Below are 26,470 nucleotides of genomic sequence, written 5' to 3' on the forward strand. Positions count from 1 at the left end.
CCCCCGCCCCCGCCCCTGCCGCGGAGCGGGGGCGGCCGGCCTCCCGCGTGCGGACTCGCCTGTCCGGTCAGGGAGTTGGGGGCGAGCGCGACCGAACAATTTCCTCACCGAACCGGCGAAGGCCTGGCGCCGGGGCGCCCGCCGCTGGATGCTGGGGTGATGGCGATCGATCGGATGACGACCCCGACAGCCGTCGAGCCGGCCTTCGTGCGCCGTGCGGCCCTGGGCGCGACGGGCGTGGTCCTGGCAGGGGCCCTCACCACCGCGTCGGGGGCCTGGTGCTCACCCCAGTGGAAGGCCGGTTGGCTGATCACGGGTCTCGGCGTGATCGCCGGAACCGCCGTGTGGCGGCGGCGGGTCCGCCGAGTCCCGCAGACCGAGCGGAAACTGCGCGCATCGACCGTCGTCGCCTTCCTGATGGCCGTCCTGGTGTGGGTCGGTAGCGCACTGTTCGCGCTCTGCCTCAGCGCCTGGCTCCACGGCCGCGACCTCGACGACACCGCGACGCTCAAGGTCCCGGCCCTGACGGCGGAGTGCGATTCCACCGGGGACCGCGGGCAGAAGTGCTTCTACACCTACGTCGTGAACGGCCGGACGTACCACGGCACGGGCGAGCACGGAGGGTCCCTCCCCGTGACCCTCCGGATCGACCCGGCGCACCCCGGGGACCTGGGGAGGGCGGACAACACCTACCAGCTCCTGTGGATCGCCATCGTGCTCTCCGCGCTGGTGGCCGGAAGCTCGGCCTGGGGGCTGGCGGACTCCGAACGGGGCCTCACCCGGCTCCGGTCCGCCGGGGCGGGCGGACAGCCCGGGAGCGCCACCGCCCCCGCTGCCGGTGAACCCCGGCTCGGCCCGGAGGGCGTTCGGCAGGGATGAGGGGCGCCTGCTCACGAGTCCCACGGGTACTCCGGCGGCCAGCGGTAGCCGAGCTTCTCGGCGGCCGCCGGCGAACCGCCCCAGACCTGCGCCGTGGCACGGGGATCCTCGGCGGTCAGCCGGGCTTCGAGTCGCTCCGCCTGGCCGACCGGGTCGTCCGCGGTTATCGGCAGCCTGATCCCGAACTGGAGCCAGTGGTCCTCGCGCTCGTCACAGCCGCGGGGATGGCGCAGCACGACGTCGATCCGGTCGGGTTCGTTCCAACCGTCCCAGATCGCTTCGAGTTCGCAGTCCCACGCGGCCAGCCCGCTGCCGTCTCCCGTCAGCTTCGCTTCGAGCAGGTCGGCGACCATCGTGCCGGGCCACTGCCAGCTGCGGTCCGCCTCGGCCCGGGCGACCTCGGCGTCGTACTGGGCGGCGGAGAACCGGCAGGCGGGCACGCCGAAGTCCTCGTCCATCGGATTGCGCCAGCCCGTCCAGAGCACGTGCTCCGCCTCGCGCCTGATCGTCACGTGGACGGCGCCGCAGCACTCCTCCGCGCATCCGGTCGTGGCGATGCGGACCTCGCGAGGGGTGGCGGTGGCCCGCAACGGCCCGGCCGAACCCAGCAGGTGCCTCGGTCTGACGCTCCGGTAGCGGGAGCCGGCGAACACGTCCCGTCCGCCGATGATCGGGCGGACCTCCAGCCCGACCTCGGCAGCCGGCGGGCAGATGATGCGCAGTTCCAGAACGTCCACGGTGTCGGCCACCGACCGATCATGGTCGACCTGGCCGGCCGCTGTCATCCGCATTACCGCGGCCTGCGGGGCGGTTGACCGCTGTCGCGGGCACGGACCCGGTCGCCAGGAGAACCTGGAACCGAGTCCGTGCCGCAGGAATTCCGTGCCGAACGCCCGCTCAGAGCTTCTCGCACTGCCCGGTGCGCGGGCCGCTGACGGTGTCGGGCCGGCCGTCGTCGCTCGGCGGCGGGGTGTTGCCCGAGCAGGCGAGGGAGCCGGCGATGGTGTTCGCCGCGATCCGGGCCCGGTCGTCGTGCGGGAACGGGCCCGCGCCGCTGGTGCCGTCGACGACGGTGCTGCCGCCGATCCGGTTGTCGACGAGCGCCAGCCCGCCGGCGTTGTCCGTCAGGACGACCGAGCCGTCGATCCGGTTGCCCGCGCAGCCCTCGTCGACGGGGTCGCCGATCGCCACGAACCCGCTGGAGCCGTCCACTTCGACGGACCCGGTGACGGTGCTCGCGCACACCCCGAGGAAGGCGGCGCCGTGCGAGACGAGGCTCCCGACCGTCGAGCGGGTGACGAACAGCGCCGCTCCCGGCTCCGCCACCACCGCGTCGGCCGTGGCGTCCACCAGGCAGGTGCTCGGCCCGGTGGCCACCACCGACCCGGCCGGGCCGGTGATCGTCCGCTCGCAGCCGATCTGCTGCGAGCGGCTCTCCACCGCGCCCGGCAGGTAGTCGTCGTCGCCCGAGTACTGCGCGGTGACGGTGTGCGTCCCGGGCAGCAGGTGGGACCAACTGATCTGTGTGGACGAGCAGTTGGTGCCGCCGCCCGGGGCGAGCCGGCCGGTGCCGAGGGTCGTGCCGCCGTCCGCGAAGGTCACCGTGCCGGTCGGCGCGGCGGCCGGGCCGGTGCTGGGCGGCGCCGGGCAGACGGTGTCGGTGAAGGTCACCGGGCTGCCGAAGGGGGCCGGGTCGGCGGAGGAGTCGAGCGTGGTGACGACCGCGGCCCGCGTGACGTCCTGGGTGAGGACGTCGGAGGTGGCGCCGAGGTCGCGGTCGTCGCCGGTGTACTCGGCGGTGAGGTCGTGCGGGCCCACGGCGAGGGCCGAGGTGCTCAGCGTCGCCAGGCCGCAGCGGGCACTGCCGTCCGGCTGCAGGGGCGAGCTGCCGAGCACGGTCGCGCCGTCGCGGAAGGTCACCGAGCCGGTGGGGGCGCCGGCGCTCGCCAGGACGGGGCAGACGGTGGCCGTGAAGGTCACCGGTTGGCCGTAGCCGGAGGGGTTGGCGGAGGAGGACAGGGCGGTGGTGACCGGGCGCTTGCCGATGTTCAGCAGGACGTCGACCGAGCTGTCGTCGCCCGCGACCACGTCCGGCTTGCCGTCGCCGTTGAGGTCGCCGACCGCGAGCCGCGCCCCGAACGCCGAGATCCGGTAGTCCTGCCGCGGCTGGAAGGTGCCGTCGCCGTTGCCGGGCAGCACCGAGACGTTGGCGTCGTTGAGCCCGCCGGCCAGGTCGAGGCGGCCGTCGCCGTTCAGGTCGACGACCGCCACGTCGGCGGGGAAGCTGCCCTTGTCCAGCGGGAACTCGGTCGGCGCGCCGAAGGTGCCGTCCCCGTTGCCCGGCAGCACCGCGAACGCGTCGTCACCCGCCGCCGCCACCACCAGGTCGGGGTGCCCGACGCCCCGCAGGTCGCCGACCGCGACACCTCGGGGGAACTGGCCCGCCGGGAAGTTGTGCCGGGGCTGGAACGTACCGTCGCCGTTGCCCAGCAGCACCGAGACGGTGTGGTCGTGGCTGTTGGTGACCACCAGGTCGATCCGCCCGCGGCCGGTGAGGTCCGCGAGCGCCAGGCCCTCCGGATCGTTGCCCACCGGATAATCGTGCCGCGGCTGGAAGGTGCCGTCGCCGTTGCCCAGCAGCACCGAGGCCGTGTTGTCGTTCTTGTTGACGGTCACCAGGTCGAGCCGCCCGGCGCCCCGCAGGTCCGCCGCCGCGAGCCCGGTCGGGGACGCCCCCACGTCGTAGCTGTGCGCGGGCTGGAAGGTGCCGTCGCCGTTGCCGAGCCGCACCTCGACCGAGCCGACGTTGCTCGTCGGGTGCGCCCCGGCGACCACCGCCAGGTCCGTCCGCCCGCTGCCGGTGAACCGCGCGGCCACCAGCTGACCGGGCTCGTCGCCCACCGGGAGGGTGGTCGGCGCGCCGAAGGTGCCGTCACCGTTGCCCGGGAACAGCGAGACGGTGTTGTCCATGTTGTTGCCCGCCACGATGTCCAGGTGGCCCGTCCCGTGGAAGTCCCCGAGCGCCACCTCGAACGGATAGTGCCCCGCCTTGTACGCCGCCTTCGGCGCGAACAGCGGCCCGGCCGGCGCCGCCGCGCCCACCGCGCCGGCCGACCCCACCACCCCCGCCGACCCGGCCACCGCCACCAGCACCACCGCGAGGAGCGCCCGCAGCGACCCCCCGATCCACCGCATCCTGCCCATCCACCTCTCCCTCCGGCCACCGACCCGAGCGGCCCAGGCAGGGACCGGTCGGTCACGAACGTCTCCGATGCTCGGCCATCCCCCCACCCGCCCCCGTCAGCGACACCCCGGCCCCGCCGCCGCCCGGACTCCGAGGTGGACCGATTCATCGGATCGGCAGATCGGACGTCAGCTGATCACTCCAGCAGACCGCCGTCCTTGGCCCGATGTCGGGCCGCACCTATCCTCCGAGTCGATGATCCAAGGCCCACCAGCAGGATGGGCCACCCCCCCTGCAGACAGGCCCAACGGACTGGCTCACATCATCGAGCCGATCGACGGAGCCGCTTGGCAGTCGCTGCGACGAGATTGGATGCCCACTGGGACGATCACGACGTGGTCGTCGTCCAGCTCGACGGCGCGAAGCGCTGGCGCATCTACGGCCCCACTCGCACGGTGCCGATGCACCGCGACGTCGAGACGCCCGAGCCGCCGCCCGACGAGCCCGTCGCCGATCTGGTCCTCACCGCCGGCGACGTGCTCTATCTGCCTCGGGGCTGGTGGCACGCCGTCGCCGCCTCCGAGGGCCAGCATTCGCTGCACGTCACGTGCGGGCTGCAGAGCACGACGGGCGCCGATCTGATCACCTGGCTGTCGGAGAAGCTGCGCGCCCACGAGGCGGTCCGGGCGGATGTCCCGCGCTTCGAGGCCACCGAGAAGCAGCGAGCCTTCCTCGACACGATCGGCACGCTCATCGCGACCGAGCTGGAGCGCGACGACCTGCTCGCCCGCTTCTCCTCCGCCCGCGACGCCACCGAGCGAGCCCGCCTCGCACCGTCGCTGCCCCACCTCACGGCGGTCCCACCGGATGCCGACCTGCAGGTACGCCTGATCACCACGCGGCCCGCGCTCACTGCCATGCCCGACGACACCGTCCGGCTTACCGCCGGCGGCGAGGAGTGGACCTTTGCCGCCAAGGCAGAACCGATGCTCGCGCTCCTCGCAGACGGGGAACCTCACCGGCTGGCCGATCTCGCGCAGGCCGCAGGCATCACCTTCGCGCAGGCGGCCGGTGTCGTGACAGAGCTGGTCGACGGCCAGGCTGCCGCGATCGGAGGCCCACGATGACCACCCAGCTGGGCCTCGGCACCTACCGCTGTCACGATGTGGCCGAGGCTGCGCTGATGGCCGCCTCCCGAGGCGCCGACTGGGTGGACACCGCGCCCAACTACGCAGGCGGCCAGGCGGAGACGTCTCTCGCCGTGATTCTGGCTGCTTACCCCGAGCTGCGCGTCTCTACGAAGGTGGGCTTCATCCCCACCAGTGCCAGGCACATCGCTGTGCGAGCCGGTGCGCTGTCCGCAGCAGACGCCGAACGCGGGCACTGCCTCGCCCCGGACTACATCGCCTGGCAACTCGCGCGCACCAAGCTCATGCTCGGCCGGGTACCCGACCTCGTGTTCGTGCACAACCCCGAGCATGTCTGCCCGGACGCCGAGATCACCGGCCGGCTCTACAACGCCTTCCTGGCTCTGGAGGAGGCGTGCAGCCAACAGATCATCAGCGCCTACGGAGTGGCGACCTGGCAAGGATTCAGTAGTGGCCTCTTCGACGTGCCTACGCTGATCGAACTCGCGACCAAGGCGGGCGGGCCGAACCATCATCTGCGGGCAATCCAGCTCCCGGTCTCCCTCGTCCACCTGGCGCCCGTCGCCCAGGCTCTCGACGGCCGAGGCCCGCTGGCCGACGCCCTGACCGGGGGACTGGAGGTGTTCGCGTCCGCCCCGCTCCACGGCGGCGAGATCCCCGGCATGGTGACCCCGGAGCTCTCCGAGCTGATCGCCCCTGGCAAAACCGCTGCCGAGACCTCCCTCGCCGTCGTCGCCTCAGCCCCAGGGGTGAGGCGCGTGCTCCTGTCGACGGGAAACCCGGAACACTGGATGCGGGCCGCCGGCATAGTCGGCCAACCGTCGTTGTCTCCGGACCTACTCCGAAGGGTCGTTGATGTACTCGGAACCTGAGCCGGACACCGCCAAGCGGATGCGCGGGATGCACGCCACAGCGGCAGCGGCGCTCGACGCGACGCCGATCGGCGCCCGCGAAGCGTGGGGCTGGCGTGGGCGTACCCTCGGCCGCCCGGTCGCCTCGGCGTCCGGCGAGGGCTGGCTCCGCCTGGTGTCCGCTCCGGCCGACAAGGTCGGCGGGAAGCTTTGGGAGGGACCGCAGGAGGCGGAACGGCTCATGCCTCCTGCGGTACCGAGGCCGCATCTGCGGGAGCGGCGTACCTGGACCGAGGACGGGCACGGCTACTTGGCGGAGTTGTACGACAAGGTCACTGCCTCCACCATCACGACCGACGAGCCGATCCTCCGGGAAGCGCCTGACCTGGACAACGCCTGGTGGGACGGGCTCAGCACCGCTCTCGCGGCCATCGCCACCATTCCCAGCGACCGAGTGGCGGTCCGGCAGGAATATCTGGATCGCGCCATGCCCAAGTACCTGGGCATCCCGATCGACACGAAGGTGCCCGCCTGGACGACGGCCCACGGTGACCTGCACTGGGCCAACCTCACAAGTCCGGCCCTCACCGTGCTCGATTGGGAAGGCTGGGGCGTCGCACCTGCCGGGTACGACGCGGCGCTGTTGTACTCGTACAGCCTCCTGGTGCCGGACACCGCCGCCCTGGTCCGTCACCGACTCGCCCACGTCCTCGACACGCCAGCCGGGCAGTTCGCTGAACTGGTCGTCATCACTGAACTTCTGCAGACAACTACTCGAGGTGACAACCTCGACCTGGAGGAGCCCCTGCGAAGGCGGCTCTCGGCGATCACCGGATGACCCGTTCAGGACACTGCGCTCACCGCCCCGGACTCGGCCGGCACCGACAGCCCGTACGGGGCCTGGCAGACAGTCGGCTCCTGAGCCGGCACCACGGACTCCGCCACGCTGACCGTTCGGCCGGCGAGGCGGAGTCCGTCGCATTCCCGGGACGGTCACCCGGTCGGCGGCCGGTCGGCCGGCGGCGTGCGGCACCCGGGCGGATCCGCAACCCGTTCGGCGCACCGGGATCGTCGTGGCGCCCGAAGCTTCCCAGACTCGGAGGCGAGGGGGTGGACCCAACCGGAGAGGCATCCTCATGAGCATCGGGCTCCGCCGCGTCCTCGCGGTCACCGCCGTCGTGTCCCTCGGCCTGGGCGCCGCGTCCTGCGGCAGTGCCAAGCAGTCCTCCGGCGGCGGCTCCTCGGGCGGCGCGAGCGCGAGCGGCGGCGCCGCGGTGGGCGCCGTCCGGATCGGCCTGCTGCTGCCGGAGACCAAGACCACCCGCTACGAGCAGTTCGACCGGCCGCTGCTCGAGAAGAAGATCAAGGAACTGGCGCCGCAGGCACAGATCGACTACTACAACGCCAACCAGGACGCGACGCTCCAGCAGACCCAGGTCGACACCGCGCTCACCAAGGGCGACAAGGTGCTGATCCTGGACGCGGTCGACTCCAAGGCGATCCAGTCCTCCGTCCAGAAGGCCCACGACGCCGGCGTCAAGGTGCTCGCCTACGACCGGCTCGCCCAGGGCCCGGTCGACGCGTACGTCTCCTTCGACAACCACAAGGTCGGCGAACTGCAGGGCCAGGCCCTGGTCGCCGCGGTCGGGGACAAGGCGGGCGCGGGCGAGATCTTCATGATCAACGGCTCGCCCACCGACCCCAACGCGGCCGACTTCAAGGCCGGCGCGCACAGCGCGATCGACGGCAAGCTGAAGGTCGGCAAGGAGTTCGACACCCCGCAGTGGGACCCGAACACGGCCAACCAGGAAGCCGCCGCCGCGATCACCGCGATCGGCGCCGCCAACGTGGTCGGCGCCTACTCCGCCAACGACGGCATGGCCGCCGGTGTCGCGACCGCCCTCAAGGCGGCCGGCCTCAGCGTCCCGCTCACCGGCCAGGACGCCCAGCTCGACGGCATCCAGCGGATCGTCGCCGGCACCCAGACCATGACCGTCTACAAGCCGCTCAAGCCGGAGACCGACGCGGCCGGCCAGATCGCGGTCGGCCTCGCCTCCGGAAAGCCGCTGGACTCCACCCTCGTGCCGACCACGGTGACCAACGGCAGCGGCAACACGGTGCCCGCCAACCTGCTCACCCCGATCGTCGTCACCAAGGACAAGGTCAAGGACACCGTGGTCGCCGACGACTTCTACACCGTCGCCCAGATCTGCACACCGGACTACGCCGACGCCTGCAAGGCCGCCGGCCTCCAGTAGCAGCCGGAACCTCCGAAGCCGAACACGCCCCGCCTCCACGAGGGAGGCGGGGCAAGGGAGTTGGTCACTGTGGCAGGTGAGACCGTACTGGCCCTGCGCGGGGTCTCCAAACGGTTCGGCGCCGTCCAGGCGCTCACCGACATCGAACTGGAGGTGCACGCCGGCGAGGTCGTCGCCCTGGTCGGCGACAACGGCGCCGGGAAGTCCACCCTGGTCAAGGCGATCGCCGGAGTGCACCAGCCCGACGAGGGCGTCATCGAGTGGCAGGGCAGGCCGGTGACCATCCACCGCCCCCAGGACGCCCAGCAGTTGGGCATCGCCACCGTCTACCAGGACCTCGCGCTCTGCGACAACCTCGACGTGGTCGGGAACCTCTTCCTCGGCCGCGAGATCCGCCGCCTCGGCATCCTCGACGAGGTCGCCATGGAGAAGCGCTCCCGGGGCCTGCTCGACACCCTCTCCATCCGCATCCCCAGCGTGCGGATCCCCGTCGCCTCGCTCTCCGGAGGCCAGCGCCAGGTCGTCGCGATCGCCCGCGCGCTGATCGGCTCGCCCAAGGTCGTCATGCTGGACGAACCGACCGCCGCCCTCGGCGTCGAGCAGACCGCCCAGGTGCTCGACCTGGTCGAGCGACTGCGCGAACAGGACCACGGCGTGATCCTGATCAGCCACAACATGGCGGACGTGATGGCCGTCGCCGACACCGTCGCGGTGCTGCGCCTCGGCCGCAACAACGGGGTCTTCGACAAGCGCTACACCAACCAGGAAGAGATCATCTCGGCCATCACCGGCGCCACGGACAACGCCGTGACCCGCCGCAGGGCCCGGGGCCAGGAGGGTTCCCAGTGAGCGACCACATCCCGGGGAACACCCCCGGCGGCGAACCCGGGCGCGACCGCGTCCCGCTGCCCGAGGACTCCATGCCCACCGGCGGCGTCAACGCCCCCGTCCCGGTGGCCCCCGAAGCCACCCCCGCGGTCGACCCCCGGCTGATCGTCCGCCAGGAAGGCATCAAGGGCTACCTGGCCGAGTTCCGCCGCCGCGTCAGCAGCGGCGAACTCGGCTCACTGCCCGTCGTGGTGGCCCTGATCGTCATCTGGGTGGTGTTCGGCAGCCTCAACAGCAGCTTCCTCTCCGCCCAGAACCTGTCCAACCTCTCCCAGCAGATCGTCGGCACCGGCATGATCGCGCTCGGCGTCGTGTTCGTACTGCTGCTCGGCGAGATCGACCTGTCGGTCGCCTACGTCAGCGGCCTGTGCGCGGCCCTGTTCGCCGTCCTGAACGTCAACAACGGCGTCAACCAGTGGGTCGCACTCCTCGTCGCCCTCGCCAGCGGCGCCGCCGTCGGCGTCATCCACGGCCTCTTCTTCGCCAAGGTCGGCGTCCCGGCCTTCGTCGTCACCCTCGCCGGCAACCTCGGCTGGAACGGCCTGATGCTGCAGGTCCTCGGCGCCACCGGCACCGTCAACCTCTCCGGCAAGGACATCGTCTCCCGGCTCTACACCACCATCTACGGCCAGCAGATCGCCGCCTACGGCGCGGCGGTCATCGGCATCGCGCTGTTCGTCATCGCCTCCCTCGTCGACGCCGCCCGGCGCAAGGCGGCCGGCGTCCCGTACCGGCCGATGACCGACATCGTCGTGCGCACCGTCGTCCTGGCGATCATCGCCTTCCTCGCCGCCTACACCCTCAACCAGTACAAGGGCCTGCCGCTGGCGCTGCTGATCTTCCTGATCTTCATCGTGGTCCTCGACTTCGTGCTGCGCCGCACCACCTACGGCCGCAAGGTGTTCGCACTCGGCGGCAACATCGAGGGCGCCCGCCGGGCCGGCATCGACGTGGCCTGGATCAGGATCAGCGTCTTCAGCATCTGCTCCACCATGGCGGCGGTCGGCGGCCTCTTCCTGGCCGCGCAGATCCAGTCCGCCAGCCAGACCTCCGGCGGCGGCAACCTGCTGATGAACTCCATCGCGGCCGCCGTCATCGGCGGCACCAGCCTGTTCGGCGGCCGCGGCAAGACCTGGTCGGCGCTGCTCGGCGCCCTGGTGATCGGCTCGATCCAGTCCGGAATGAACATCGAGGGCCTGAGCAACGCCATCCAGTTCATGATCACCGGCGCGGTGCTGCTCGCCGCCGTCGTCGTCGACTCCCTCGCCCGCCGCACCCAGCGCGCCGCCGGCCGCGCCTGAACGGACGGCCCGGCGAAAGGCCGCCGGTCCGTCCGGGCTCCCGACCGGCCGTCCCCGGGCCGGGCGGGTGCGGCCCCGGGACGGACCGGCCCCGGCCGACCGCCCCGGGTGATCCCGACGGTGCGGGAAGGCCTCGCCGCGTCGCCGAGCGGTGCCGCCCACCGCGCGGCGGGCGGCGACGCGCGCGGCGGCCCGGCTGGCGGCTTCGGGCCGGGGCGGGACGATGGAGTGAACCGAAGCCGCCGTCGTCGCCGCGCACCGGCGCGCCGGCGGGAGGAGGTGGCCGGATGGACGCCGAGCACGAGGTCCCGGAGGGCGAAGCCCCGCCCGACCGGGACCCCGCGATGGACCCGGGCGGGCTGCTGGACGTCCTGAGCGTCGCCGCCGTGGTGCTGGACGCGCAGGGCCGGATCGTCCTGTGGAGCCCGCAGGCCGAGGACCTCTTCGGCTACCGCGCGGCCGAGGCACTCGGCCACCCCGCCGCCCGCCTGCTGGTCGACGAACGACACCGGGAACACGTGCTGTCACTGTTCGCCCAGGTCATGGCTGGCGGCGGAGCGTGGGCCGGAGTCTTCCCGGTGCGACACAAGGACGGAACCACACTGCTGGCCGAGTTCCGCAACATGCGCCTGGAGGACGTAAGCGGCCGGTACTACGCCCTCGGCCTGGCCTCCAAGCAGGCCACACTGCGCCGCCTCGAACGGGACCTCGCACTGTCGTTGCGCCTGATGGAACAGTCCCCGATCGGCCTCGCGGTCATGGACACCGCCCTGCGCTACGTCCTGATCAACCCGGCGCTGGAACGCATCAACGGCATCCCCGCCGCCCACATCCTGGGCCGCACCGTCCGGGAGGCCCTGCCGTTCCTGGACGCCGACGCGATCGAGGCGGCGATGCGGGAGGTACTGGCCACCGGCACCCCGCTGCTGAACCAGTTCACCACCGGCCGCACCCACGCCGACCCCCACGCCGAGCACGCCTGGTCCGCGTCCTTCTTCCGACTGGAAGACCCCGCCCACCGGGTGATCGGCGTCGCCGTCTCGGTCGTCGACGTCACCGAACAGCACCGGGCCGCCACCGCCGCGGCCGCCGCCCGGCGCCGCCTCACCGTGATCGCCGACGCCGCCGAACGCATCGGCACCACCCTCGACCTCGACACCACCGCCCGCGAACTCGCCGACGTCCTCGTCCCGGAGTTCGCCGACATCGCCGCCGTCGACGTCCTCGAAGGCGTCCTCACCGACAGCCCGCCCCCGGCCGACAAGGGCGGCCCCACCCTGTTCCGGGCCCTCGCCGTCAAAGCCGGCTACCCCACACCCGCCACCGAGGCCGCCGACCCGGTCGGACAGATCGCCCGCTACGACGCCACCCGCCTGGTCGCCCGCTGCGCCCGCACCGGCCGCCCCGTCCTGCTCGCCCGCGTCACCGACCGCGACCTGCCGCGCATCGCCCGCGACGACCAGGCCGCCGAACGGCTCCGACAGGCCGGAGTCCACTCCTACCTGGCCGTACCGCTGCGCGCCCGCGGCCAGGTCCTCGGCGCCCTCGACCTCAAGCGCGCCCGCAACCCGCAGCCGTTCGACCACGACGACCTGGTGCTGGCCGGCGAACTCGCCGCCCGCGCCGCCGTCACCATCGACAACGCCCGCTGGTACCAGCGCCAGCGCCACGCCGCCCTCACCCTCCAGCGCCACCTGCTGCCCGGGCCGCTCCCGCGGCCGCCCGGACTCGAGGTCGCCTACCGCTACCAGCCCGCGGCGAGCGTCGGCGAGGTCGGCGGCGACTGGTTCGACGTCATCCCGCTGAGCGCCGACCGGACCGCCCTCGTCGTCGGCGACGTCATGGGCAGCGGCATCAACGCCGCCGCCACCATGGGCCAACTCCGCACCGCCACCAGGACCCTGGCCGGACTCGACCTGGCGCCCGCCGCCGTCCTCACCCACCTCGACCGCATCGTCGCCGGCCTCGGCGAGGCCATCGCCACCTGCGTCTACGCCGTCCACGACCCGCACCGGCACCGCTGCCGCATCGCCACCGCCGGCCACCTGCCCCCGGTCCACACCCGCCCGGGCCGCCCGCCGCTCCTCCTCGACCTGCCCACCGGCGCACCCCTGGGCGTCGGCGGCGTCGCCTTCCGCGACACCCTGCTCGGCCTCGCCGTCGACGACGAACTCGTGCTCTACACCGACGGGTTGGTGGAGACCCGCGACCACGACATCGACACCCGCCTCGCCGCCCTCACCGACCTCCTCGGCCGGCCCCGCCCCTCCCCGGAGGAGACCTGCGACCTCCTCCTCGCCGCCCTGCACCACCAGGGCGGACACGACGACGTCGCGCTGCTCGTCGCCCGCGCCCGTCCGCTGCCGCGCACGGGCAGGCCGGCGGGCCCGTGACGCTCAGCGCCGGTGCCAGGCGGTCAGCAGCTCGGCCTCCCGCTCGGGCGTCAGCGCCTGCGGCAGCGGCTCGAACGGCTCGATGTCCCGCGCGGTGTCGGCCACCGGACGCAGCGTCAGGCCGGTGGCGACGGCGGCCGCGGGGTCGCCGGTGCTGGTCGCCAGGGCCCGCGGGTCGGCGGACCACAGCGGCAGCGCGCGCTCGGGGACGCCGGCGGCCCGGAGGAAGTCGTCGTCCACCCAGGTGAGCGTGGTGCCGGCCGGGGCGACCGCCGAGGCCACGGCGTCGAGCAGGTCGCGCATGGTGAACGGCGGGGGAGTGGCGGCGTGGTAGGCGCCGGAGGCGCCCTGTTCGAGCAGGCCGAGCATCCAGGCGGCGAGGTCGCGGGCGTCCACGACCTGGACCGGCGCGTCGGGCCGGCCCGGGGCCAGCACCTCGCCGCCCCGGGCGAGGCGCTGCACCCAGTGGTCGAAGCGGTGGGTGTAGTCGTGGGGGCCGATCACGTACGTGGGGCGCACCAGCAGCGTGCCCGGCCCGAAGGCCTCCCGCGCCGCCCGCTCGCACTGGACCTTGAGGAGGCCGTACGTGGCGGGGGTGACGGCGTCGGGCTCCGGGCCGTCCGCGGGGCGCAGCGGGGAGTCCTCGGTGAAGGCCGGGCCGGCGGGGGTGTCGTACACGGACATCGACGACACCAGGAGGTAGCGCCCCGCGGCGCCGGGGTCGAGTGCGGCGGCCAACTCCCGCACCTGGCGCGGGAAGTAGGCGCAGACGTCCACGGTGGCGTCCCAGCTGCGGTCGCGCAGCACGGACAGGTCCGCGTCGCGGTCGGCGATGAGGTGGGTGGCGTCGGGGAGCAGGTCGGCACCGGAGCGGCCGCGGTGCAGCACGGTGACGTCGTGCCCGGCGGCGAGCGCCGCCCGGGCGAAGTGCAGACCGACGAACCGGGTGCCGCCCATGATCAGAATACGCATCAGGCCATCGTGGCAGGGCGACGGCCGCCGGACCATAGCGCGGCGTGCGGGACTGAGAACCCACCACGATGTGACGCTTGCGGCCGCGTTCGCGCACGTGTCGTACAGGGCGTCGCACCGGTACGCGGCATCCACGCTCGGGCTGCCTTCATGCATGCACCCGGCTGACGATCACCAACTCAGCCGCCTCGATCGAACTGAGGCCCACCGTAACCGGTACGACTACGGCGTCTAAGGTGGTGGCCCGTGACAGCAGCGAACGGGGCAGTTGTCGGGGGGCGTTACCGTCTCCTCGACCTCATCGGACAGGGCGGCATGGGCCGCGTGTGGCGGGGGTGGGACGAAACGCTCGGGCGGGACGTCGCCGTGAAGGAGGTGCTCCTTCCCGCGGGCGTCGCCGACGACCACCGCGAGCAGCTCCTCCAGCGCACCATGCGCGAGGCGCTCGCCGCCGCGCGGCTCAACCACCCGGGCATCATCACCGTGCACGACGTGGTCGAGCACGAGGGCGCGCCGGTCATCGTCATGGAGTACGTCACCGGCGCCTCGCTCGCCGCGGCGCTCGACCGGGACGGCGCCCTGCCCGTCCGGCGGGTGGCCGAGATCGGCATCGCGATGGTGAAGGCGCTGCAGCAGGCGCACGCGGCGGGGATCGTCCACCGGGACCTCAAGCCGGACAACGTCCTGCTGATGGACGAGCGGGTGATCCTCACCGACTTCGGGATCGCGCACATGGCGGACGCGACCACGGCCCTCACCCGGACCGGCGCCGTCATCGGCACCCCCGCCTACATGGCGCCGGAGCAGTTGGAGGGCAAGCCGCCGACCGCCGCCAACGACCTGTGGTCGCTCGGCGCGACCCTGTACGCGGCGGTGGAGGGCGAGGCGCCGTTCCACGCGGACACCTTCAGCGCCCTGTGCATCGCCGTGGTCACCCAACCCCCGCGCCCGATGCGGCGGGCCGGCGCGCTCGCGCCGGTGCTCGCCGGGCTGCTCGCGAAGCACCCGGCGCAGCGGCTGACGGCGGACCAGGCGCTCGCGGCACTGGAGTCCGTCCTGCGGACCGGGGCGGCCCCGGGCGTCCCGGCGCCGACCGTACCCGCGCCGCCGCTGGTGGCGCACGCCGCCCCGCATGCCGCCCCGCCCGGGTACCAGGCCCCGCAGCCGTGGGCCGGGCCGCCGCCGATCGGGAGCACCTGGGTGCCGCCGCAGCAGCCCGTCGCGGCGCCCCACCCGGCAGCCGCGGCCCCGGGTTCGAGCCCGGCCGTGGCCCGGACGGTGCGCTTCCTCGGCTGCCTGGCGCTGCTGTGGCTGGTCGGCACGACGCTGCCGTGGAACTACCTGGGCCGGATGCCGTCCTCCTTCGTCCCGACCGCGATCGGCACCACGGTCGTGGTCTCCCTCCTGCACGCACTGCCGCGCACGCGCCTGCATCCGGCGCTGATGTGGGTGCTCGTCTTCGGTTTCGACGTGGTGCTGTTCTTCGTCACCACGCAGGTCGTCGCCGTGCAGATGCTGGGCCTCCGGACCCTGGGCTTCGGCGAGAGCCCGGTCGAGGTCCTGATCAACGTGCTGATCATCTCCACCGGCGCCTGGCTCCTCTGGTGGAAGATCCCCGGCAGCCGCCCCGCCTGACCCCGCCCCCCGACCCCGGCGGACCCGAACCGACCCGCCGGGGTCCGCCGTTCCCCGGCGGACCCATCCCGCGGGGCACCGCGCGCACGTAGCCGACAGCGCGGCGAGAGCGTCCTCGTCCTCGTCCTCGTCCGAGCCTGATGTGACAACGAGGACTAACTCGCTGGATGGCCGGCTCAATCGGCTCGACGACGAGGGGCGCGACCTCGTCACCATCCTGGAGTGCGGGCCTCCAGCCCGGCCCGCAGGCCGGGGTCCTGGCCGTAGGCCTCGTCGCCGGTCACCCACGACGTGGTGATTCCGGCGCCCAGTGCCTGCTCGATCATCTGCAGGGCGAGCCGGGGCGTGGTCGTGATGTCCTGGGCCCTCGCCGTCAGTTGTATCCGCGTGGTTCGTCGCCTGCCGTCCTGACCTGCTTGCGGTAGGCCCCCGGCGGCGATCCGAAGTGTCGCTTGAAAGCTTTGGCGAAGGCGAACTCCGACGTGTACCCCGTGTGCTGCGCGATCGTGCTCAGGGGATTCGGCGATCGGTGCAGCAACCGCGCCGCGGTGGCCATCCGCCAGTTGGCCAGGTAGGTCATCGGCGGCTCGCCGACCACCGAGGTGAACCGGCGCGAGAACGCCGCCCGGGACAGCCCGGCGCAGGTGCCCAGCGACTCCACGGTCCAGGGATGGCCGGGATCGTCGTGGATCGCCTTCAGAGCCGGGGCGACTGCCGGGTCGGTCAGCGCGGCCGCCCAACCCCGGGTCCGCTCCTTCGGTAGTTCGGCGTACCACGACCGGAGGATGTACAGCAGCAGCAGATCGATGAGCGCCGTGACGACCGCGTCCGAGCCCGGCTGCGGCGTGTGGAACTCCGCGCACAGCTGATCGACCGCCGAGCGCAGCACCGGGTGGCGGCCGGGAACCGCGGGGAGGTGGATGACCTCTGGTAGATCGCTGAACAGCGGATGCGGGCGCTCGACGTCGATCGCGTAGGCGCCGCACACCAGCACCGTGTGCGGCCCTGGTCCGTCCACGGAGACCTGGCCGATCGGCGAGGAACGGTCCACGCGTTCCGGTACGAAGTCCACCGGATCGCGGTCCGGCACGTCGCACAGGGTGTGTCCGCCGCCGCGCTGCAGGAAGACGATGTCGCCGGGTCCGAGCGCGAGCGGTTGGCCGTGCGGTGGCAGCAGGTAGCAGTGTCCTTCCACGACCACGTGGAATCCGGCTCCTGAGATGGGTTGGAACTTCAGGGCCCACGGGGCGTGCGCGTCGGTGCGGGTGACCATCGGGCGTCCCGTGCGCAGGACGTCGAGGGTGTCGCTCAGGATGTCCATAGCGGCACTCTAGTGCCTGTGCGGCGAGACGATATGACAGGGAATCGAGATCTTGAGTCATTCATCGTCTCGATGTGCGGGCGTACGTTCTTGCCATGGCGGTTGCCGAACCCCGGCGCCGCATCGACGAAGGAATGGATCCCCATCCCATGTCTCTGGCTCTGGCTGGCAAGAAGATCGTGATCATCGGTGGAACCTCCGGCATCGGCTTCGCAGTAGCCCAACAGACCGCTGCGGCCGGCGCGGCCGTCGTGGTCGCCTCCAGCAATCAGGACCGCGTGGACGCCGCGACGAAGCGGTTGGGCGAGCCGGCCGAAGGCCGCCGCCTGGACGTCGCAGACGGCGCCGCCATCGCCGCGTTCTTCGAGGAGGTCGGGGAGTTCGACCACCTCGTCTACACCGCGGGCGAATCCCTGCTGATCAAGCCGTTGGTCGACACCACCCCGCAGGAGGCCAGGGCCGTCTTCGAGCGCCGGTTCTGGGGCGCCTTCCTCTCCGCCAAGTACGCCGCACCGCGACTGCGCGACGGCGGCTCGATCACCTTCAGCTCCGGCGTCCTTGCGATCCGCCCCCTGTCCGGAACCGCGCTCACGGCGGGAATCACCGGCGGCATCGAGGCCCTGTCCCGGGCCCTCGCCGTCGAACTCGCCCCTCTGCGCGTCAACGTGGTCCAGCCCGGTGTGATCCGCACGGAGCTGTGGGACGACAGCGTCCCGGACCCGGAGGCCTTCCTCCAGGGCGCCGGGTCCGAGCTGCTCACGCGGCGTGTCGGCACCGCCGAGGAAGCCGCGGCGGCCTATCTCTTCGCCTTGTCCAACGCCTACGTCACCGGCACCACGCTCGCGGTGGACGGCGGCGCGGCGCTGGTGTGACAAGGCGCCACACAGAACAGCCAACGAAGCAGGGCCGCACCCACGCGACGAGTTCCCCGCCGCGGTAGTTGACGACGCGAGGCCGACCTGACGTGCGGATCCGAATGGCCAGGCCCGAAGCGGAGACCCGTCGACCTGATCGTCCCGGAGATCCGCTGCCGCATCGGCGCACTGTTCAGCCCGCCGATCACCGCCCTGAACGCCCTCCCGCACTGGTCGAACTGGCGCGAAAGCCACCAATCTTCGGCACGCCGCAGCTACGACGGCAGCGGCTCTCAGCACGAAGGTCGCGACGTCACACGGAGTGCTGGTGGTGTCAGGACGGGCGATCTCGGGGCTCGAGGATCGGACGGGATTCGGCTTTCGGTCGGCCGCTGTTGCGAGGCCGAGACGGTCAGCCTTCCTGCGCTCCGTGGCACAGTTCCCGCATCGTGTCAGGAAGACGGCCGACCCGGGCCTGCAGGTCGGCGCACAGCCGCGTCAGCCGGCCGGTGCGAAGGGCGTCCGGAAGGGCATCGCCCTGACGGAGCGGGGGAGTGACGCGCGAAGGCGCAGACGGCGGCGCCGCGGGGTCCTGGTGCTGCTGCTCCGGAGTCCGAGGCCTTGGTGCAGGAACTGGATGCGTATGTGAGCGAGGCGCTGCGCCGAGATCCTCGGACGCGGTGTCGTCGGTCGGGTCCGTCGCGACGTCGGGCGCGACCGAAGGTGAAGCCGGCACCGCAGAGGGGGCGGGCGGCGAAGGCAAAGTCGGCGCTGTTCGTTCCCGCGCGTGATCGAGCGCCGCGATGAGTACCGGGGCCGTTGGAGTTCCGGGGCTCGACACCGTCTGGAAGGTGGCAGAGTCCGCGCGGCGCTCGTCGCCCGTGAACGCCGAGCCGACGATGAGCATCGCGGTGAGAACGACCGGCGTCAGGCTGCGCCGAAGCGGAAACCGTTCCGCCCGCGCACGGCGGCGCGGGGCGCTCGCGACGCGGATCGGTCCCCTGACCGCCGCAGCATCCGCCGCCAGCAGCCGGCAGAGGTCGGCGTTACGGGCAGCCGGTAGCCGGGACGGCGACCCGCGTCCTGCCCAACCGGCTGCTGCCGCCGAATACAGCTCGGCCGCCTGCTCGTAGGCGCTGCAGCAAACCGCGACGTGCGCGCGCACTTCAAGAGCCCTGAGAGCCGCGGGATGCAGGGAGCCGCGGTCCATGGAAACCTGTCGCAGAAGGTCGTCCGCCGAGCGGGCTGCCCTCGCGTGGTCCCCGGATTCCACCGCGGCACGAATGCCCCGGACCGCCGGAGCATAGTCATCGGGGAGCGCTGCGAATTCCGTGTCGGATGGAATGCCGATGTCGGCCGACGACCGGGTCGGGACGCTTGCCGGTGTTGAGCCGAAGGATGTCCTGGGGAGCACGATCCCTCCTTGTCGATGATCGCCGACACCTTCCATCAGATCACGGCTGCTCCACCTCGGCGCCACGCTTGTTCGACAATCGTCAGCCCATGGTGTGAACCACGTGGTGACGGCTTGACGCAGGACCTGGACGCGACGGCATCCGGCCGAGAGATGGCGGGAATCCCCGGTCGCGTCGGTCGGTGCGCGAGGACGGCCGTGTGCTAGACCAGGTGCGGTCCGCGCAGCAGGAGGGGATCTGTTCGGCGGGGGCGCTGCATCCTCGATGCAGATCAACAGTCACGTGGTTCATTTCCGTGGGAGGTGGAGAATGCACTCACTGAATCCACCCGAGCAAGAAGACATCGCACTTGGGGTGCCGTCAGTGATCGACCAAAAGATCTGGGACGAACTGGCTGAATCGGATGCCGCTGCTGCCGGATTGACGGCGAATCGCCCCGTTGTGGAATCTGGTGGTGAGGTGCGCATTCCTTCCGAGCCCATGGACTTGTCGTTTCGGATGGATGAGCTGCCCTTGTGGGTCGGCGAGGGGGCTCCCGAGCCGGCCAAGGCCCGGTCGGAGGTGGCAGACAGCGGCATCCCGGACCTCAAGGCGCAGCTCGGCGACGTGGCCGCGGCCTGGAGGGAAACCGTGCCCCCGGAGCGCGGTACGGCCGACGACCTGCGAGCGGTCCTCGAGGCCGATGTGCAGGCGCTCCAGGTCCGTTGGCAATCCGTCGCCGCGCTCCCGTACGGAGGCGAAGCACCCATTGGGACGCGGGCCCACGGCGCTGCCCAGCAGCAGGCGGACGCCGTCAACGCCGCACTGCGCGGTGCCGACCGGCATGCTCCGGCTCTCAGCGGTGTACCCGAGTGGCAGCAGATTCGGACGGTCCGCGAGGCGGTCGACCGCCTGTGGCGGACCCTGGCGACACGGGCGGGCGAGCACGCCGACCGCCTCTTCCGCGACCACCGCATCTCCGACTTCCTTCGCCAGGTCTCGATCCGCGCGTGCGAGACGATCGCACGGCTCGCCCAGCTCGCGGCCGACCGCCTCCTACTCGGCCGGACCGCCCTCCCGAGCGCGGAGGCCCTCCTGGCACTCGGCAACGCGGCGGGCACCTACTCCACCTTCGCGCGGAGCCACGGGAGCCTTCCCACCGCAGGGGCGCTGCTCGCCCTGGGCAGCGACCTCGGCCGGGACACGTCTCCGGCGCAGACGGGCACCGAGGTCGACGTCCCCGAACTGCGGAGGATGGGCCAGGCGTTGGGGCGCCCGGGCCCGCTGGCTGCGCAGGCGCGCAGCGTCTCGGCGAACGCAGCCAAGGCCAGGTCGGTGGGCCGGCTCCCGCAACGGTCAACGACTGCCGGCGAGGAGCCGGCGCACCTGCGACGCGGTGGATCGCCTGTCCAGCAGGGACGGAAGCCCAACCAGAGGCGAGCCTAGCCGTCGCCTCGTCGGCGCCTTCACCCCATCCGGTGAATCGCCCCGGCCCGGGGCCGGAGTTGATCCACAGGGACTGGCCTGCCGGTCCCAAGGGGCTGCGAACCATGGTTGCCTGTCGCCGAAAGCCACCCACCTGGAGGACTGAACCGTGAACCCGAGCTTCTCCATGCGGGGCGACATCGAGCAGGAAGCCGCCGTCGCCCTGAGGAGCACCGCCGCTGTCGCTCACGCGCTCGCCGACCTGGCAGTCGACGACGACCGTTATGACCAGCTTGCGGCCCTGGCCGCCGCCTCCTACGCCACCGAGGCGGCGATGTACCTGCCCTTGCCCGACGACGAGGTGCCCGAGGTCGGCGTCGACGAGGCGGGCCAGGCCCTGATCGACCGGCTGAAGGCCATCGCGGACGAACTCGACGAACTCGCCCGGTGTTCGCCCGACATCCGGCAGATGCGAGACCTCCACATGGTGGCCCTCCACACCCGCGACGCCGCCGTCGCACTGCGCAACGCCCTGCCCACCGAGCTGGGGAAGACCGGATGACGGACGACGTCACCTGGGGCGACTTCATCACTCTGGCGGCCTCCAGGCTGGAGTACGCCATGGCGGCCCTGACCCTCTCCGACGCCGAGAGCCGAACCACCCCGGGCCAGCACGCGGCCCGCAGTGAGGCGTTGGCGGACGTCTTCCAGGTGCTCCACCGCTACTCCGGTCGATTCGGACCGCGCGCCCCCGACGCGCTCGGCATCGCCGAGGGCGACGTCGCCCGGTTGCACAGCAACGTCGACATCCTCGGACGATTGCTGCGGGACGAGGCCTTCTACGCCTGGTCCGAGCCCGACCCGGCAGCCTCGCACCTGGCGGAAGCCGTGCGCTTCCTTCGCCTCGCCAGTGACTTGCTCGCCAGCCACCACGGGCCGGACGGCGAGCCCCGAAGCCCCTACGCCGCTTACCTGGACAGCGACGGGGTCGCGCGCCACGTCGTTGCGGAGACGGCCGAACTCGCCAGCACCGCCGCGCGCGTGGCGGTACGGATCGGACAGCTGTGTCCCTCCGATCGGCGAGTGGTCCGCAGCCATCTCGTGGCCCACCGCCTCAGGGAGCGCGCGGTGTTGATCGAGCATGCGGCGATCGGCATCCACCGCCAGCTCCACTCGCCCCGTCCGTCCACACCGGCTCCCGGCCTGCTCCACCTGACTGCCGCGGCCACGACTCTGTCACCTCCCGTCAGGCCGGGGGAGCCGCAGCACGAAGCGCTCGGGGCCACCCGCGCAGGCCTGGAATGGCTGGCCGCCCACGCGGTGCAGCAGGCGTCGCGGCGCCTGCCGGAGGCCACCGTGGCCGAGCTTTCGATCGGCGCTGACCACTGCGCAGCCGCGCACCTTCTCACCGCCCGTCTGATCGAGCACACCCGCGACCTCCTGACCCCCGATCCCGTGGCTCGTGGTGTCCTGGGCGCAGCCGGCAGCGCACTGCGCTCGGCGGCCCGGGCCTGGCAGCAGGTCGCGACCAGCTGGAGGTCGGAGCTCGGCAGCGCGCCCGCGGCCTCGAACCCCCGCCTCGTGCGCGAGGCCGAGTTCGCCGTGGTCCGGCTCGGCCGCACCCTCTACTCATCCGGCTGGACTCGCCGAGACGGCTTTCAGCGCACTCCGAGGGCCGCGCACGAGATCATCGCGACGCCGGCCGACATCGCGCACCTGCTCGCCGTGGCCCACGCCGTCCCTTCCGCCGGCCAGGTCCTGGCTGAACACGTCCCCCGGATCGCCACCGTGCTGCTGCAGCGCGGGGTACTCCTCAGCTCCGACCTCGCCCACAATCCGCGAGGCGGCGCGCCCTGCGACCAGATCAAGGACGGTTGGACCAGGTGGTATCCGGCGTCGCCCGAGCAGATCCACCACGTCACGGACGCCTACAACAGCGCCCGGCAGGCGGACGCGGCGGCGCAGCTCGCCTCTGCCCGCGCGGCCGACGTCGTCGGGCTTCCGCTCGGCCGGGCCGTGCTCGACGCCGACCGCCGGACCACACTCGGCTTCACCGGTGACCCCTCCTCCGACACCCGGCGGGTGAAGGCCGCTGCCGCGCGAGCCCGCAGTTCGACGGTGGTCCGGTCACCGGAGCCGGTACGGCTCCCCGCGCACCGCGCGTCCGAGCTGGCTCGTGAGGTCGGCGCACTCCATCCGCGAAGGAAGGGCCGGTAACGTCGGCCGGTCAGACATCGGCTACGTCGGTGTACCAGGTGCTGGGCACCGTGCCGGGAAGACGGTGTTCGGTTCGGTGCTCGCCCTTGGTGCAACCCGCGAAGGGGCCGCCCGGGCCGCGCAGGTCGGTGATGTGGGGCCGGTAGTGGTCGCGGTACCAGAGGCTGGGCCCGGTGAGGCCGCACGTGGCGGGGTTGGTGAGCTCCTGCCAGGCCAGCCACATCGCGTGCAGCACTCCGACGGCGTCCCAGTGTTCGATCCACCGGTGGCACCATCGGGCGTTGGCCGACACCTCGGCGAGGCAGCCCGGGACGAGGACACTCTCGACCCACTCGGCGAGCAGCCTCAACTCGGCGCCGAGCGCCTCGCCTTCGAGGAGGAACAGGAAGGGCGGGAACCGCCACTCGGAACTTTCGTCCTGTTCCTCCTCAGCGCGGTCGGGTACCTTCCCTCTGTCGTTCGCCGGCTCGGCTTCCCGGGATCCAGCCTCCCGAAGGGCCTGCAGCTCGGCTTGAACGGCCTGAAGCAGCGCCTTGAGATCTTCGACGTCCTCGGCGAGCACCTGGTACGGGACTTCGTCAGCCACGGCGCGCCGCCTTCCGCGCTTCCCAGGCGACGGTTGCGCGCTTGGTGATGGCGCTCTCCTCAGCCTTCATCGCCGGGCCGATGTGCGCCAGCGCCTTCTCCTCGTACCAGGGACGCAGGGCGATCTGGGCGACCGGCATGCCGGTGGAGAGCAGCAGGGCGGTGCCGCGCTTCATGGCGCGGATCTGGGCCGGTTCGAGGATCTGTTCGCGGTGCTCGGCGAAGGACGTCGAGCCGCCGTCGCGGCTCTTGGAGTGCGACTCGCGGGTGATGTCGTGGTTGCCGACCAGGGTGGCGACGTCGGTCACGAAGCGAGGGTCGTCCAAACCGACGCCGATCACCTTCTTCGTGGCCGCTCCCCACAGCGCTTCCATGCCGACCTCCCCCCACGCCCTGACTCCCTGTCGGTAGGACTGGAGGATCGTGTAGGGCGTGATGCCGCGCGACCCGAGGTGGCTGTAGAGGTCGGGCAGGTCCTCGATCCGGCAGATGTTGGCCGCTTCGTCCAGGACCGCGCGCATCGGTTCGGGAAGGCGCCCGCCGTGCCGCTCGCCGGCCTCGGACGCCGCGGTGAACACCGCGTCGGCGAGGGCGGCGACGACGGCGGAGGCGGCGCCGCCCTTCTTGCTCAGCAGGTAGAGGGTGTCCCGGCTGAGCGCGAACTCCTCCGGGCGGAACTGGTGGCGATGCCGGTCCGGGAGCATCCAGGCGAGGACCTTCTCGTCGCGCAGCGCGCTGACGGCGGTGCGGGCGTTCTGATAGATGCCGGACTGCGTCTCCTCGGCGATGTTGATGGAGCTGTCGACCTGCTCGGCGAGGACTTCCTCGTGCTGGTACAGGATCCGCAACGGCGCCCGCTCCTTGGGGTCGGCGAGCCACCTGAGCACATCCCGCACGGTGGTTCCGTCCCACCAGGCGGCGCGGAACAGGCCGACGAGCAGATCGCTGGCACCCTGGGCCCAGAACGGGTCGGCGACGTCGCTCTTGACCTGGTTGATGAAGTGCGAGGCGAGGCGCTCGGCACGGTCGAGGGTCTCCGCCTCACCGATGATGTCCCACCACCACGCCCGCTCGATCTGGGCGACGCCCTGGGTGTCGAACGCCCATGCAGTGCCAGCTCTTTGGCGGGAGGCCAGGGTGGCCGCGTACACGTCCGGTTTGTTGCTGGTCAGTAGCAGGGCTGCCGGGGCCTCCTCGGCGACCGGGATCGCGATCGCCGAGGACTTGCCGGCCCGGGGCGCCATGAGGGCGAGGTAGGTGTCCTCGTCGGACCCGCGCAGTTCGACCCCGCTTGGCAGGTGGTCCCCGAGCAGCAGGCCGCGATCGCAGGTGGCGACCGCGGAAGGCCTGGCATCTCGCAGGGAGGCGCGCAGCCGAATGGCGGCGCGGGCGCTCCGCCCGGGGGTGAGATCCCGGACCTGGTGCAGGGTGGCGAGGTGGGAGCCGTTGTGGAACCACCGCAGGCCCGCCCACAGACCCCAGCCGATGGCTGCGACGACGGCCAGGTCGAGGAGGACGGCGCCGATGGCGCTGGCGCTCGGCGAGTGCGGCCAGACCGAGTGCCAGTCGCGCACCATCTCGAAGACGGTGTACGGGCTGAGCTCCCGGACGTCGGCCCCCGCGACGGCAGCGCCGGCCGCGGCTCCGGCCCAGGTGGAGGCGGACAGCACCATCGCCCCGCCGAGGAAGACGCCTCCGGCGAGCCACGTCCGGTCGTTCTCGGTCATCATCGACGGGCGTCTCCTGCGGGCTCGGTGTTCCTGTCGGTGTGGTACAGCCGTCGCTCGGTGGCGGTGAGTTCCATCGCGGCGGCGATGCCGGGCCGGGTGCCGAGCTTGATCAGGTACTTGCCGCGGCCGGGGTGGACCTGGTCGGACGTGTCGAGGCCGGTGCTGGTGGCCGAGGCCCAGGACGCGATCAGCAGGCGCTCCTGCTCGGTGAGGGTCCGTTTGCCGGAGACGCGGCCCAGTTCCTCGTCGGTCGAGCCGCCGATCACCCAGGTGTCACACCGGTCCATCAGGCCGCGCGCCTTGGCCCGGTCCTCCTCGGTCGGCAGGGCTTCCACGTCCTGCAGCGAATGGGTCACGTAGATGGTGACGTCGTCGGTGGTCCGGTTGAGCCGGCTGATGGAGTCCATGGCGTCGACCAGGCCGGGGCCGGAGCGCAGGGCCCGCCACATCTCGTCCATGGGCAGCACGAGTCGGCGGCGGACCACACCGAGGCTGCGGGCGCTGTCGACGGTGTTGTACGTGTAGGCCCAACTGGCGATCATCCCGGCGGAGACGACGTCCCGGCCCCGGGCCCGCAGGGCGTCGATGTCCACGGACACGGCGGGGGCGTCCAGGTCAAGCGGTGTCGTGGTCGGGCCGTCGAACATGCCCTTCAACGGCCCGTCGACCAAGTTGTCCAGACCGGCTACGACCGAGCGGGTCAGGTCGAGGTAGGTGTCACCTTCTGCTGCCAACTTGGTCCGGAGTTCCACCGGGGCCTGGCGCAGGACGGCGATGACATCGGGGATGACCGGATCGGTGCCCGGCACGGCGTCGGCGGCCAGCTGTACGGCGGTGGTCAGCGCGGAGCGTTCGATCTCGTTGGGCTGGCGGCCGAGCCCGCACCGGGTGGCCAGGAGCGCGCCTAGGGTCTCCAGACGGCGCCCGTTGAGGACGTCGAGCAGGGCCTCGCGTTCGGCGGCGGGAAGTGAGCCCAGGCGGTTCAGCAACGGGCCGGAGTCGAGCGGGTTGATCCGGTCGATCCCGGTGCCGATTCTCAGCACGCTCCCGCCGAGCTCGCGGATCAACGTGGTGTACTCGCCCTTGACGTCGGCCGGCACGCACATCATGGCGCCGTACGCGACGTAGACGAGGCAAAGGCGCTTCACGAAGGCGCTCTTGCCGACACCGGGCTGGCTCATGACCCAGACGCCGGGGTTGGTGGTCAACTTTCCGGTCCAGCCGGAGGGATCGACGCACACCAACTCGCCGGTGAGCACGTCCCGGCCGACCGGTACCCCGCGCGGCGGCAGCCCCGAGCCGAGGAGGAAGGGATAGACCGCGCCGGCCTGGGTGGAAGGGCCGGTGTAGACGGTGCCGGTGTCCTCCACCGCCGACCGGCCTCCGTAGAGACCGCCCCAGCCGAGTCGGGGAGCGTAGCCACGCCGCGTGCCCG

At 72.1% G+C, this 26,470-nt stretch carries 21 protein-coding genes; 13 read left to right on the plus strand and 8 right to left on the minus strand.

Annotated elements, in window-relative coordinates:
- Window positions 1-159 precede the first annotated feature (159 nt).
- Window positions 160-879 (plus strand): hypothetical protein, encoded by a 720-nt coding sequence (locus tag AB2U05_RS33995; protein WP_045699782.1) that lies wholly within the window; start codon window positions 160-162, stop codon window positions 877-879.
- An 11-nt stretch (window positions 880-890) separates the two neighbouring features.
- Here the strand turns inward: AB2U05_RS33995 and AB2U05_RS34000 are convergent, their stop codons facing one another.
- Together AB2U05_RS34000 and AB2U05_RS34005 are read right to left on the minus strand one after the other, a co-directional pair.
- On the minus strand, window positions 891-1,628 hold the full coding sequence (locus AB2U05_RS34000; RefSeq protein ID WP_369185344.1) for a hypothetical protein: 738 nt from the start codon (window positions 1,626-1,628) through the stop codon (window positions 891-893).
- A gap of 148 nt (window positions 1,629-1,776) precedes the next feature.
- The gene (locus AB2U05_RS34005; RefSeq protein ID WP_369185345.1) at window positions 1,777-4,083 is read right to left on the minus strand and encodes an FG-GAP-like repeat-containing protein; all 2,307 of its coding nucleotides are present in this window, start codon (window positions 4,081-4,083) and stop codon (window positions 1,777-1,779) included.
- Between the two features lie 258 nt (window positions 4,084-4,341).
- Between AB2U05_RS34005 and AB2U05_RS34010 the strand changes: the two genes are divergently transcribed.
- The 7 genes from AB2U05_RS34010 to AB2U05_RS34040 all read left to right on the plus strand — a co-directional run bounded on the left by AB2U05_RS34010 (window position 4,342) and on the right by AB2U05_RS34040 (window position 12,902).
- Window positions 4,342-5,190 (plus strand): cupin domain-containing protein, encoded by an 849-nt coding sequence (locus AB2U05_RS34010; RefSeq protein WP_369185346.1) that lies wholly within the window; start codon window positions 4,342-4,344, stop codon window positions 5,188-5,190.
- Window positions 5,187-6,083: an aldo/keto reductase gene (locus tag AB2U05_RS34015; RefSeq protein WP_369185347.1), complete on the plus strand. Its 897-nt coding sequence runs from the start codon at window positions 5,187-5,189 to the stop codon at window positions 6,081-6,083. Before AB2U05_RS34010 ends, AB2U05_RS34015 begins: the two co-directional genes overlap by 4 nt.
- On the plus strand, window positions 6,067-6,900 hold the full coding sequence (locus tag AB2U05_RS34020; protein ID WP_369185348.1) for a hypothetical protein: 834 nt from the start codon (window positions 6,067-6,069) through the stop codon (window positions 6,898-6,900). The genes AB2U05_RS34015 and AB2U05_RS34020 overlap by 17 nt, the downstream gene beginning before the upstream one ends.
- Before the next feature lie 298 nt (window positions 6,901-7,198).
- On the plus strand, window positions 7,199-8,320 hold the full coding sequence (locus AB2U05_RS34025; protein ID WP_369185349.1) for a sugar ABC transporter substrate-binding protein: 1,122 nt from the start codon (window positions 7,199-7,201) through the stop codon (window positions 8,318-8,320).
- A gap of 60 nt (window positions 8,321-8,380) precedes the next feature.
- Window positions 8,381-9,169: an ATP-binding cassette domain-containing protein gene (locus AB2U05_RS34030; protein WP_369185350.1), complete on the plus strand. Its 789-nt coding sequence runs from the start codon at window positions 8,381-8,383 to the stop codon at window positions 9,167-9,169.
- 71 nt (window positions 9,170-9,240) lie between these two features.
- Window positions 9,241-10,509 carry a sugar ABC transporter permease gene (locus AB2U05_RS34035; RefSeq protein ID WP_045699807.1) on the plus strand — a complete coding sequence of 423 codons (1,269 nt, stop codon included), beginning with the start codon at window positions 9,241-9,243 and terminating at the stop codon, window positions 10,507-10,509.
- A gap of 344 nt (window positions 10,510-10,853) precedes the next feature.
- The gene (locus AB2U05_RS34040) at window positions 10,854-12,902 is read left to right on the plus strand and encodes a SpoIIE family protein phosphatase (protein ID WP_369186039.1); all 2,049 of its coding nucleotides are present in this window, start codon (window positions 10,854-10,856) and stop codon (window positions 12,900-12,902) included.
- A 3-nt stretch (window positions 12,903-12,905) separates the two neighbouring features.
- Here AB2U05_RS34040 and AB2U05_RS34045 read toward each other — a convergent pair whose 3' ends face one another.
- The gene (locus AB2U05_RS34045; protein WP_369185351.1) at window positions 12,906-13,874 is read right to left on the minus strand and encodes an NAD-dependent epimerase/dehydratase family protein; all 969 of its coding nucleotides are present in this window, start codon (window positions 13,872-13,874) and stop codon (window positions 12,906-12,908) included.
- 246 nt (window positions 13,875-14,120) lie between these two features.
- Here AB2U05_RS34045 and AB2U05_RS34050 point away from each other — a divergent pair, with 246 nt between their 5' ends.
- Window positions 14,121-15,509, plus strand: coding sequence for a serine/threonine-protein kinase (locus tag AB2U05_RS34050; protein WP_369185352.1), 1,389 nt, complete (start codon window positions 14,121-14,123; stop codon window positions 15,507-15,509).
- A gap of 373 nt (window positions 15,510-15,882) precedes the next feature.
- Here the strand turns inward: AB2U05_RS34050 and AB2U05_RS34055 are convergent, their stop codons facing one another.
- Window positions 15,883-16,830: an AraC family transcriptional regulator gene (locus AB2U05_RS34055; RefSeq protein ID WP_369185353.1), complete on the minus strand. Its 948-nt coding sequence runs from the start codon at window positions 16,828-16,830 to the stop codon at window positions 15,883-15,885.
- A gap of 149 nt (window positions 16,831-16,979) precedes the next feature.
- Here AB2U05_RS34055 and AB2U05_RS34060 point away from each other — a divergent pair, with 149 nt between their 5' ends.
- Window positions 16,980-17,702: an SDR family oxidoreductase gene (locus tag AB2U05_RS34060; RefSeq protein WP_369185354.1), complete on the plus strand. Its 723-nt coding sequence runs from the start codon at window positions 16,980-16,982 to the stop codon at window positions 17,700-17,702.
- A 394-nt stretch (window positions 17,703-18,096) separates the two neighbouring features.
- Here the strand turns inward: AB2U05_RS34060 and AB2U05_RS34065 are convergent, their stop codons facing one another.
- Complete coding sequence (locus AB2U05_RS34065; RefSeq protein WP_369185355.1) at window positions 18,097-19,098, minus strand: hypothetical protein; 1,002 nt, start codon at window positions 19,096-19,098, stop codon at window positions 18,097-18,099.
- Between the two features lie 364 nt (window positions 19,099-19,462).
- On the opposite strand from AB2U05_RS34065, the gene AB2U05_RS34070 reads away from it, so the two are divergent.
- The 3 genes from AB2U05_RS34070 to AB2U05_RS34080 all read left to right on the plus strand — a co-directional run bounded on the left by AB2U05_RS34070 (window position 19,463) and on the right by AB2U05_RS34080 (window position 22,720).
- On the plus strand, window positions 19,463-20,524 hold the full coding sequence (locus AB2U05_RS34070) for a hypothetical protein (protein ID WP_369185356.1): 1,062 nt from the start codon (window positions 19,463-19,465) through the stop codon (window positions 20,522-20,524).
- A gap of 148 nt (window positions 20,525-20,672) precedes the next feature.
- Complete coding sequence (locus AB2U05_RS34075; RefSeq protein WP_369185357.1) at window positions 20,673-21,065, plus strand: hypothetical protein; 393 nt, start codon at window positions 20,673-20,675, stop codon at window positions 21,063-21,065.
- Window positions 21,062-22,720 (plus strand): hypothetical protein, encoded by a 1,659-nt coding sequence (locus tag AB2U05_RS34080; RefSeq protein WP_369185358.1) that lies wholly within the window; start codon window positions 21,062-21,064, stop codon window positions 22,718-22,720. The genes AB2U05_RS34075 and AB2U05_RS34080 overlap by 4 nt, the downstream gene beginning before the upstream one ends.
- A 10-nt stretch (window positions 22,721-22,730) precedes the next feature.
- Here AB2U05_RS34080 and AB2U05_RS34085 read toward each other — a convergent pair whose 3' ends face one another.
- Genes AB2U05_RS34085 through AB2U05_RS34095 form a run of 3 tightly spaced genes read right to left on the minus strand, consistent with a single transcriptional unit; the run spans window position 22,731 to window position 26,405 of the window.
- Window positions 22,731-23,306, minus strand: a complete 576-nt coding sequence (locus AB2U05_RS34085) for a DUF4913 domain-containing protein (protein ID WP_369185359.1) — start codon at window positions 23,304-23,306, stop codon at window positions 22,731-22,733.
- Window positions 23,299-25,032: a type IV secretory system conjugative DNA transfer family protein gene (locus AB2U05_RS34090; protein WP_369185360.1), complete on the minus strand. Its 1,734-nt coding sequence runs from the start codon at window positions 25,030-25,032 to the stop codon at window positions 23,299-23,301. Before AB2U05_RS34090 ends, AB2U05_RS34085 begins: the two co-directional genes overlap by 8 nt.
- Window positions 25,032-26,405: an ATP-binding protein gene (locus AB2U05_RS34095; RefSeq protein WP_369185361.1), complete on the minus strand. Its 1,374-nt coding sequence runs from the start codon at window positions 26,403-26,405 to the stop codon at window positions 25,032-25,034. Before AB2U05_RS34095 ends, AB2U05_RS34090 begins: the two co-directional genes overlap by 1 nt.
- Between the last annotated feature and the right edge of the window lie 65 nt (window positions 26,406-26,470).

It is taken from the genome of Streptomyces sp. Y1 (assembly GCF_041053115.1).
Classification (GTDB): domain Bacteria; phylum Actinomycetota; class Actinomycetes; order Streptomycetales; family Streptomycetaceae; genus Kitasatospora; species Kitasatospora rubellomurina.